10 protein-coding genes and 1 other RNA gene are annotated in these 10,513 nt (G+C 30.7%); 5 read left to right on the top strand and 6 right to left on the bottom strand.

All coding sequences use genetic code 11. The annotated features are described in order from the left end of the window. Positions 1-70: 70 nt before the first annotated feature. From AAC053_RS04840 to AAC053_RS04855, 4 genes are all read right to left on the bottom strand, one after another. Positions 71-1,639, bottom strand: coding sequence for a right-handed parallel beta-helix repeat-containing protein (locus tag AAC053_RS04840; RefSeq protein ID WP_339753500.1), 1,569 nt, complete (start codon positions 1,637-1,639; stop codon positions 71-73). A gap of 216 nt (positions 1,640-1,855) precedes the next feature. Next, on the bottom strand, positions 1,856-2,608 hold the full coding sequence (locus tag AAC053_RS04845; RefSeq protein WP_339753503.1) for a hypothetical protein: 753 nt from the start codon (positions 2,606-2,608) through the stop codon (positions 1,856-1,858). A gap of 81 nt (positions 2,609-2,689) precedes the next feature. Further along, positions 2,690-3,079, bottom strand: coding sequence for a thioesterase family protein (locus AAC053_RS04850; protein ID WP_339753505.1), 390 nt, complete (start codon positions 3,077-3,079; stop codon positions 2,690-2,692). Between the two features lie 7 nt (positions 3,080-3,086). After that, positions 3,087-4,115, bottom strand: coding sequence for a glutaminyl-peptide cyclotransferase (locus AAC053_RS04855; protein ID WP_339753507.1), 1,029 nt, complete (start codon positions 4,113-4,115; stop codon positions 3,087-3,089). A gap of 271 nt (positions 4,116-4,386) precedes the next feature. Here AAC053_RS04855 and ffs point away from each other — a divergent pair. The 4 genes from ffs (at position 4,387) to fsa (ending at position 6,589) form a co-directional block, all read left to right on the top strand. After that, an RNA gene (gene ffs, locus AAC053_RS04860) (signal recognition particle sRNA small type) lies at positions 4,387-4,485 on the top strand. Between the two features lie 57 nt (positions 4,486-4,542). Further along, a complete protein-coding gene (locus AAC053_RS04865) occupies positions 4,543-5,346 on the top strand; it encodes an SDR family oxidoreductase (RefSeq protein WP_339753509.1) in 804 nt (267 codons plus the stop codon). 46 nt (positions 5,347-5,392) lie between these two features. Continuing rightward, a complete protein-coding gene (locus tag AAC053_RS04870; protein WP_339753511.1) occupies positions 5,393-5,806 on the top strand; it encodes a hypothetical protein in 414 nt (137 codons plus the stop codon). Between the two features lie 129 nt (positions 5,807-5,935). Further along, positions 5,936-6,589 (top strand): fructose-6-phosphate aldolase, encoded by a 654-nt coding sequence (gene fsa / locus AAC053_RS04875; protein WP_339753514.1) that lies wholly within the window; start codon positions 5,936-5,938, stop codon positions 6,587-6,589. Between the two features lie 31 nt (positions 6,590-6,620). On the opposite strand, the gene AAC053_RS04880 is transcribed toward fsa, so the two are convergent. After that, positions 6,621-8,084: a thioredoxin-like domain-containing protein gene (locus AAC053_RS04880; protein ID WP_339753517.1), complete on the bottom strand. Its 1,464-nt coding sequence runs from the start codon at positions 8,082-8,084 to the stop codon at positions 6,621-6,623. Between the two features lie 132 nt (positions 8,085-8,216). On the opposite strand from AAC053_RS04880, the gene AAC053_RS04885 reads away from it, so the two are divergent. Continuing rightward, on the top strand, positions 8,217-9,842 hold the full coding sequence (locus AAC053_RS04885; RefSeq protein ID WP_339753520.1) for an ABC-F family ATP-binding cassette domain-containing protein: 1,626 nt from the start codon (positions 8,217-8,219) through the stop codon (positions 9,840-9,842). A gap of 231 nt (positions 9,843-10,073) precedes the next feature. Here AAC053_RS04885 and AAC053_RS04890 read toward each other — a convergent pair whose 3' ends face one another. Continuing rightward, positions 10,074-10,310, bottom strand: coding sequence for a DUF2007 domain-containing protein (locus AAC053_RS04890; RefSeq protein WP_339753522.1), 237 nt, complete (start codon positions 10,308-10,310; stop codon positions 10,074-10,076). Positions 10,311-10,513: the final 203 nt, after the last annotated feature.

Raw genomic sequence — 10,513 nt, forward strand, 5'->3', positions numbered from 1 at the left:
TAAATATTTTGAAAGCCTTTCAATTTAGTTTGAAGGGCTTTTTTTGTTACAAATGAGTTTTTAGTTTAAATTAATCCTCAAATATAACACTCTTATAAGCACCAATATCAGGATTAGAACCTCTTGGGTTACCTAATAAATCGTTGCCAAAAGGATCTAATACTAAGGCTTCTTCATTAGCACCAGAATCTTCTCCAATACGCATTAAGTTTTCAAAAGCATCTTCAAAATCTGGGTCTTGGTTAAATATATTGTCCACATAAAAGTTAGTATCATCAAACATATAATTACCAGTGCCTTCAAGATTATTATTATCAAATTTTATTAGACAATTAATAAACTTATAGTCAAATACACTTCCTCTGTTATCAAGAAAAATTTCAGGATTATCGTTTCCGTAAATTATACAGTTGGTAAAGTTGGCTTCAGTTAAATCGTTTGCGATTATTATTCCGTCTGCATCTTCTACATAATCATTTAAGAGTAGGGCAGGAAATTGCCTAAAACTACTATTCCAGTAATTGGCAATTGTACAATGTATAAAGTTGTACTTACCACCAAATGTACCAGCGAATGAGGATTGCCCACAATTGTTAATCACTACATTTTCTGCTGTAATAGATGTTGCTCGACCTAAAATACCAAAGCTACTTGCATTATAGATTTGTGTATTAGTTATCGTTAATTTATCGTTTGTTGCATCTTGGTTGCCTTCAGATAAAACACCAATAGTGGCATTTTTAATGGTTGCATTATTAATGGTATTGTTAGCACTTCCGTTAAATAACCAAATAGTTCCCCATTGCCCTGGAATATCAGTGTATAAAGGTTCTAATCTGTCGCCTTCTAAAATAACTTGGTTCTCTAAAGTTTCTTGATCTATACTGAGTTCTCCATTAATGTTAAGTGTACCATTATCAGTTACAATAATCCCAGAGTCTGCATGAAAATGAACTCTTGTACCAGCTTCCATAGTTAAGGTTTTGTTAGCGCCAACACCTGCATAACCATAAATAACATAAGGTTTCTCATTAGTAAAGGTTAATTCATCATCATCTAAAAATCGGCCTTGTAATAAGGTTTCGTCTGGTGTGCCATCACCATCGACATCGAAGGTTAAGGTTTCAATAATGCCAGTATCTTCATCTTTATTAGGATATATAAAAACGGCATCTTTTACTAAAGTAACAACATCAATGTCTTGTTGATTGCTCCCTGAATCGAAAAGAATTCTATCTGTATATAAAAATTGTATATCAGAATTTGAAAGGGTTTCAATATTTATTGTTGTTTCAATAAATATATATAAACTATCGTTTGCTAATAATTCTACATTTTCAAAGAATTTACCTTCTTGTGCGCCATCTAGCCCTGTGGTGCCATCAACATTCATTCTGTAAAATGAATTGACTCCGTTTTCTAATTGAATGGTTGGTATTGTAATATCATCATCACTTCGATTATATACTTTTAGGTTATACGTGCTAGAGCCAATATTAGTAAAAACGGTATCTAAATAGATGGTGTCTCTGGCAAATTCTAAGTTTCCTGTGCTTGGTGAAAATTCAAAATCGTTTCTGCAAGAACTCCAAAAAAGTAAGATTCCGAAACAAAATAAAAATGATAGCAATCTCTTCATATAATATAAATATAATTAAGCCTTAAAAATATAACTTTTGAAGTTAGGATTTATTATGATGTCTTATATATTTATTAGTGGTTATTCATTCTGTACTAAATACGGAATCTGTGTTTTATTATTTAGAATCTCGTCTTTGCAGGAATGACAAAATGAAACAAAGATTAATGAAGTAATAGGAGATTGTATTATAAAGTTTTAGTTTTTAACAGTATTTTATTCTCCATATTCCTCTAGTAAGATTAAAAAGAGTTGGCTATTTAAAACCAAATATTCTAGTAATTGCATTTTGTTTTGATCTTTTAGTAATTCGGAACTCAATTGCTTTGCAGAACAAAACTCATAAAAGAGGTTTGCTTTGTCTTCAGGAATTTTTAAATCTTTAGTTACTAGGTGTTTGTTGAAGAATGAGCTTTTTTGAAACAAAGAATCCATTTGTTTATAGGTTATAGGCTTGTAAAATTCTTCTCCATTTTTTGTTTTTTTTCGTTTAAAAAGCTTAGCCAATTGACCAATAAGAGAAATAAAATCTACACCATAAGTTGCTCCTGCTGGTTGATATAATCCAGGATTATTTTTAATATCTTCTTTAATTAAATTTTGCAGTTCAAAATTATAGGTCTCTTCTTTAAAAACGGGTTGCTCGGGCTCTGCTTTAACTTCTACTTCATCTAGCTCGTTAACTATTTTTTTGAGTTCGAATACAGCAATACCTTTAAAATGGGTTTGATTAAGTATTACAACTTTTGGGTGATAAAATATGGACTCAAATAATATGGTATCGTTGATTTTTGCAATAATGTTAAAATTACCTTTTTCGTTACTTGCTGTGATTCTGTTTTGAGTTTCGTTAAAGACTTTTATGTTTTTTATTGTATTTGTAGCATCATAAATCTTGCCTTTTAAGGTTTGTGCATTTATCACAAAAGGCAGAGAGAATAAAGAAAAAATAATGATTAACTGACGCATGATAGTTGGTTGGTTCGCTAAAGAAAACACTTTAAACTGAAATCAATCAACGTATTAAAAAAACTTTAACCTAATAATATGTTAATTGAAAAGATTAGCAATATCAGGAGTTATTCGAGTAGGTCGTTGTGTTTTAGAATTGATGAAACACCATTTTGCTTTAGAGTTAACAATGAGTTGGCCTGTTTTTGTATTAAAAATTTCTACATGCCTTATGGTACTTACTCCTTCAACTTTTGGCACATAAGTTTTTAATAATAGTTGGTCTCCAAGCAAAGCCTGATTTTTATACTCAATAAAATGATTAACCAAAAACCAAGAATAAGTTTCTAAGATCTCTTTTGAGACATAAGTTAGCCAATGTTCTTTAGCGATATCCTGTACCCATTGTACATAACGAACATTGTTTACATGATTGAGTTCGTCTAAATCAGCTTTTGAAACGGTAATGGTTTTTTCGAATATTTTCACAATAATATTATTGTTTCTTTATTATTACTTCAAAAAGTTTATCCCAATTTTTACCAGTAACAAAGATGGTTTTACGCTTGGGATGATAGGCTATACCATTAAGAACATCTAGTTCGTTATGTTGAGTGACTAATTTTCTAAGAGGTTTAAAATCTATAACGCCTTCTACACCACCTGTATTTGGGTTAATGATTACAACACCGTTTTTCTGATATATATTAGCAAAGATTCTACCATCTATCCATTCGAGTTCATTTAAACTTGGAATTTTTCCTTTTTCAGTATATACCTGTATATGACTTTGTTCTGTAAGATTTTCTGAGTTTAACAGCCATATTTTTTCTGTACCATCAGATTTGTACAATGTTTTACCATCGTTACAAATTCCCCAACCTTCTTTACTTTTTCCATATTTAAATGAACTCAATTTTTCGAAGGTATTGACATCATAAACAAAACCTCTATTAGCTTGCCATGTGAGTTGATAGATTTTGTCATTCATAATAGTTAGACCTTCACCAAAATAGGCGTTATCTAAATTGATATTCTTTAAGACTTCGCCTGTTTCAAAATTTACTCTTCTCAATTTAGATTTTCCTCTTTGTCCGGTGCTTTCGTATAATTTACCATTATGAAATTCTAAACCTTGTGTATAAGATGTAATATCGTGCGGATAGGTGTTCACCACTTCATATTTGTAATAAGAAGGGATACTATTATTAAAGACTTTTATTAACTTGGTTATAGTTTGTGCTTCGCCATTGTAATTAACAACTGCAGTTATTGTTTTTTCTCCTAAAGTTACAGAATTTAGAACTTTATTATTAACAATAGGTTCTCCATTCATTTTATAGCTAACACCAGTAATCTCTAATTTTTTTGGATTGTTAATTGACAACTTAAGTGTATCACCAAGCATAAGGGATTTTGCGGTTGTATTAATGGTTAAGCCTGTTTGTTTTGATGTATTAGTCTTTCCGCAATTAGATAGCACTAAGCTTAAACAAATGAGAATGATATATTTAGATAATTGCATAATATCTCTTTGGATTTTTGGCAAGTTATTAAATATAATTCAGTTTAAAAATCATTGTATAAATGATTAATAAATCCAAATGATATATTAGTACTTTGTTATGAAAATTTAAGTTGCAATAAAACAGAATTTTTATAATTTTCAGCATAATAGCTCTATGGTTAAACTAAAAAAAGTAGTATAACAATCTGTTTTGCAGAAGATTTAATTTGTAGGAGATTTTCTAATATATTGTTTGGGTTATAGTATTAAAAGATTGTATCTTTGCGGCTGGCAAGTCCTACACAACCAGCTCCTGTTGAATCCTCCAGGGCGGGAACGCAGCAAAGGTAAATGGTCGTAGCGGTGTGATGTAGGTAGCTTGCCTTTTTTTGTACCCTAAATTCTCCTATAAATTTGTATTTTGCTTATTTAAATGTTTCAATTGATGTCTAAAGTTGTTTTAATAACAGGTGGTTCTTCTGGAATAGGGAAGTCGGTTGGTGAGTTTCTTAAAGCCGAAGGTTTTAAAGTTTACGGAACCAGTAGGAATCCAGAAAATTATCCTGAAAGTAAATTTCCAATTGTCGCTTTAGATGTTACTAAACCTGAAACCATTTCTAGTTGTATTTCTGAAGTTTTGTCTAAAGAATCTAAAATAGATGTTCTTGTGAATAATGCTGGTGCCGGAATTACAGGGCCAATTGAAGAAATTCCAGATACAGAAATTAAACGCAATTTCGAAACCAATCTCTTTGGGCCAATAAATGTTATTAAAGGAGTTTTACCAACAATGCGTTCTCAAAACTCAGGATTAATTATTAATGTCACTTCAATTGCTGGTTATATGGGTTTACCTTATAGAGGTGTTTATAGTGCTAGTAAAGGAGCTTTAGAATTAATTACTGAAGCTTTTAGGATGGAATTGAAAGATTTCAATATTCACATGTCTAATGTTGCTCCTGGTGATTTTGCAACTAATATTGCTGCAGGTCGTTATCACGCACCAGTTTTAGCTAACTCACCTTACAAAGAAAAATATGGGAATTCATTAAAAATGATGAATGAGCATGTAGATAGCGGAAAAGATCCAAAACAAATGGCTAAAGCTATTTTCAAAATTATTCAAACTAAAAAGCCTAGAACCCATTATAAGGTTGGTGCGTTTATACAGAAATTCTCAATTGTTTTAAAACGTATTCTTCCAGATACAGTTTATGAAAAATTATTGATGAAGCATTATAAGTTATAGTAAAATTGGTATGCTATTTGTGGTGTTGTCTTCAACATTAGCAAACATGAAATCATTAAAACTTCATCCTTTAATATTTTTCTTCTTATTCTTTGGTTGCGAAGATATAATAGAATGCATTTTTAATAAAAGACCAGAAATACCAAATAAATCTTTTGAAGTAGGATATGTAAACAACTATTACTATCAAGAGTTTACTTCAGAGATAAAGAACGAACCTCAAGACAATAATTACGACTATTTCTACGAAATCTACGGGAATTTACCAGGTGGTCTAGAAATGTATGCTAATTACAGAACACTTTCTATAGAAGGAATACCATTGACTTCTGGGGCTTTTACATTTTCGGTTTACCTATACGTTGATGCACCAGAATATTACGATGAAGATTCTGGCAGTTATGAAGACTCTTTGTGTTCTAAATCTACCTCAAAGGAGTTTAGCATAATAGTCAATTGATTATTGTTAATATATTCTGAAAAATTGTCATTTAAAAGAAGCTTAAAGTTGTAAATTCGCGACAGTTAAAAACACAAAAATTCAAATTAAAATTCCTTTTTTACAAAGGAAATTCAAAACAAGTTTTTTATGAAATTTTTTATTGATACAGCAAACCTAGAGCAGATTAAAGAAGCTCAAGACATGGGTATTTTAGATGGTGTAACTACAAACCCATCGTTAATGGCTAAAGAAGGCATTACTGGTACTAATAATATTTTGAAGCACTATGTAGATATTTGTAATATCGTAGAAGGTGATGTATCTGCTGAAGTTATTTCTACCGATTTCGATGGTATGGTAAGCGAAGGTGAAGCTTTATCAGAATTACACGATCAAATAGTTGTTAAGTTGCCAATGATTAAAGATGGCATTAAGGCTTGTAAATATTTTTCTGATAGAGGTATAAAAACTAATGTTACTTTAGTATTCTCAGCAGGACAAGCATTGTTGGCTGCAAAAGCTGGTGCGACCTATGTATCTCCGTTTATTGGTCGTTTAGATGATATTTCTACAGATGGCTTAAATCTTATTGCAGAGATTCGTCATATCTATGATAATTACGGGTTTGAAACGGAAATATTAGCTGCTTCAGTACGCCATACAATGCATGTAATAGATTGTGCTAAACTAGGAGCAGATGTTATGACAGGCCCTTTAAGTTCAATCACTGGATTACTTAAACATCCATTGACTGATATTGGGTTAGAGAAATTTTTAGCAGATTATAAAAAAGGAAATTAAGTTTTTTATCTTATAATTTTCTGAGGGCATCTTATTTAATAATAAGATGCTTTTTTTGTAATAATTCTTTAAGTGCTTCTTCAAAACCAGATCTAAAAATATTAGCATTTGGGTGAAGAATAATACCGTTTTTGTTAACAATAATAGCTTTGTTTAAATAATTAACAGCCAGAGTTTTACGAGCCTCTTTAGAGTTTTTGAATTTAAATTCATTCCTCGTAGGAAAATTATAATTGCTAATAATTTTTTTCCAAGATTTATCGTCATTATTATTCACATTTATAGATATAAAATCCATCTTTGGAAATTTAGACTTCAATTCATTAACCTTATAATGACTATTTCTATACTGAGACTTAGAGTTAGAAGACCAAAAATAAATAATTGTTGGTTTAGTAATAATAGAAGTTATTAAATGTTCAGTATCATCAAAATTTACAAGAGCTAGATTGGGAATTGGGTTACCTTGGCGGAGTAATTCTAATTTAGACACTAAATCTTTTAAAGACGCTTTGTCTTCATCATTAGTGCTTTTGCTTAAATAATAATTTAATATTTCATTAGCCTGATCTGCAGTATGATTATGGCTAATATAATCCCTTGCTTTGTATTTTAATAAATTATTTTTTATAGCTTCATCGGAGATTATACTATCAATTAAATCTAATTTAGACTTGTTGTAATCCATAGCATGTCTATCAAATTTACTATGAAAGGCATTATTCTTGTAGTAAGATTCAATAGCCAAATTGTCTATATTAGAAAATAAAAAGCGATTATAAGAAAAGAAGTTGCTTAGATGATTTGCATTATAATCTATGTTTGCTCTATGCACATAAAATTCTTCGGGTAAATCTTTAACGTGTATTAGTTTATTATTACCAAAATAAGCAAACGGATATATTTCTTTGTCAGCATAAGTATTATAATTAATATTTGCCTCTATGATAGATTTAAACAATTCAGATTCTTTATTATACTCTAAGAATTTATTAAACTCTTTTAGTTGATTAAGACGTCGTTTTTCTACAAAAGCATGAAAAGCTTCTGGTTCCATTTTGGAGTATTTAACCAATTTTTTAGCCTCTCTTTCATTAGATAAATACGTTTTAATTAGGTAATTATTTTTCTTAGCTCCCACACCTGTAAATACCATTGACTCATCAAAATCGTAGGTATTTAGTCTAAACATAATACTGTCATTAGCCTCCAGAAGTATCATTTGGTATTCACCACCATGAGTAAGTGAATATAAGCCCGGGTTTAAATTTGTAATCTTGTGTATAAATCTGTTATTGGCATCTAACGTCAATGAATCTACAACTTTGCCTTTTGTGTTATAGAGGACAATTGTTTTATTTTTCGGATTAATAATTTCACCACCAATATAAGCGTAGGCACCATTACTATCACTGTTAGATTTACAGCCAAAAGTAAGACATGCCATGAGAAACATTAGGGCTATATGTTTAGCTAATAAGGGAAAATTCTTCATAATTTACAAAACAAAAGTATGCGTTGAAAACCTCATGTCTTGTTAATGCCGCGTTAAAACTTGTTATACAGTCTATTTATTTCGTTCAATCGCTTAAATTTTCTACTTTTGCATTCTCAAAAAATATAAGACATGTTATCAGTTTCTAATCTTTCAGTTCAATTTGGTAAACGCGTGCTTTTTGATGAAGTCAATACTACATTTAACAATGGTAATTGCTACGGAGTCATTGGTGCTAATGGGTCTGGAAAATCTACTTTTTTAAAGATTATTGCAGACAAAATGGATCCTACTTCCGGTCATGTTCATCTTGAGCCAGGCAAACGTATGTCAGTTTTAGAACAGAATCATAATTTATATGATGAAAATTCAGTTTTAGAGACTATAATAATGGGTAATAAGCCTTTGTATAAGTTAAAGTCAGAAATTGAAGCACTCTACGCTGATTATACAGATGAGAATGCTGAAAAAATAGGAGAACTTCAAGTTCAGTTTGAAGAAATGAATGGTTGGAATGCAGATAGTGACGCAGCAGCCATGCTATCTAATCTTGGTATTAAGGAAGAGTACCATTACACATTAATGAAAGATTTAGATGGTAAGCAAAAAGTACGTGTATTACTAGCTCAGGCTTTGTTTGGAAATCCAGATTTGTTAATAATGGATGAACCAACCAATGATTTAGATTATGAAACGATTTCTTGGTTAGAACACTTCTTAGCAAATTACGATAGTTGTGTGATTGTAGTATCTCACGACAGACACTTTTTAGACTCTGTTTGCACACATATTTCTGATATTGACTTCGGAAAAATTAATCATTTCTCTGGTAATTATACATTCTGGTATGAGTCTTCTCAGTTAGCAGCAAGACAACATGCACAGCAAAACAAGAAAGCAGAAGAAAAGAAAAAAGAATTAGAAGATTTTATTCGTCGTTTCTCTGCTAATGTTGCAAAGTCTAAACAGGCAACTAGTAGAAAAAAAATGATCGAAAAGTTAAACATTGCTGATATAAAACGCTCTAGTCGTCGTTATCCTGCTCTTATTTTTGAACGCGATCGTGAAGCTGGAGATCAAATCTTAAATATTGAAGGTTTATCTGCAAGTTTAGATGGAGAAGTTTTATTTAAAAACATTGATATCAACCTAAATAAAGGAGATAAAGTAGTAGTGTATTCTAAAGACTCTAGAGCTACAACAGCATTCTACAAAATATTAAATGGTAATGATAAGTCTGACTCTGGCAAATTAGCTTGGGGAGTTACAACAACACAGTCGTATTTACCATTAGACAATAGCGAATATTTTAATAATAAACTATCGCTAGTAGATTGGTTACGCCAATGGGCAACCACCGAAGAAGAACGCGAAGAAGTTTATATAAGAGGGTTCTTAGGTAAAATGATTTTTAGTGGAGAAGAAGCTTTAAAAACCTCTGATGTATTATCTGGTGGAGAAAAAGTGCGCTGTATGCTTAGTCGTATGATGATGGTAAGAGCCAATGTTTTAATGTTAGATGAACCAACAAATCACCTAGATTTAGAAAGTATTACGGCATTTAATAATTCATTAAAGAATTTTAAAGGAACGATTTTATTTACTACTCACGATCATGAGTTTGCCCAAACTGTTGGTAACCGAATTATAGAATTAACACCAAGCGGAGTTATAGATCGTTACATGACGTTTGATGAGTATATGAGTGATAAAAAGATAAAAGAACAGCGTGAGAAGATGTATGCTGTGACAGCATAAGAATTTCTATTTAGAATTGAATTATAAATGTTGGTGTTTTTTATGCCAACATTTTTTTATTCCATGTTTTACTTCTGTTTTTCTTGGAATGAAAGATTAGTTGCTTTCCAATAGTAACGTCACCATCTAAATGCACAAAGCCATTTTTTTTATAAGTAGCTTGAGAGAATCGTTGTACTAAACACAAAAGCAACAAATAATAGAATTTTTATTTAATTAAGAAAGATGACTCTAAGCCTCCATCTCAACTTTAACACGATTTACTATCTCCATGGCTTTATCCAATTCATCATTATGAACAAAGACCTCTTGAAAACCATTGTTAATAGAGCCTTGCCCTCCCAATCGTTGCGATTCACCTTCATCTTTAATAATTGGTATAATGCCAACTGCTTCTAATTCATTTTTTACACGAGTAACCAAAATAAAATTACCGTAATAAACTTTTGTATATTCTGTAGTGCTCATATCTATAGGTGTTAAATTATAATATTAAGTTACAACATTTTGGCAAGATTTCCTACATCAAAAGCCAATTAATATTAAACTATCCTTTTCAAATTATTTATACTATAAGTTTTGACTATTAAAATATTGGTTAAAAAAATCTGGTGACTTTATTTAACGCACTTTATTTCATAAATTTATACAAATCAAAAATTAAAATATAA

The sequence above is a fragment of the uncultured Winogradskyella sp. genome (assembly GCF_963975125.1).
GTDB lineage: Bacteria > Bacteroidota > Bacteroidia > Flavobacteriales > Flavobacteriaceae > Winogradskyella.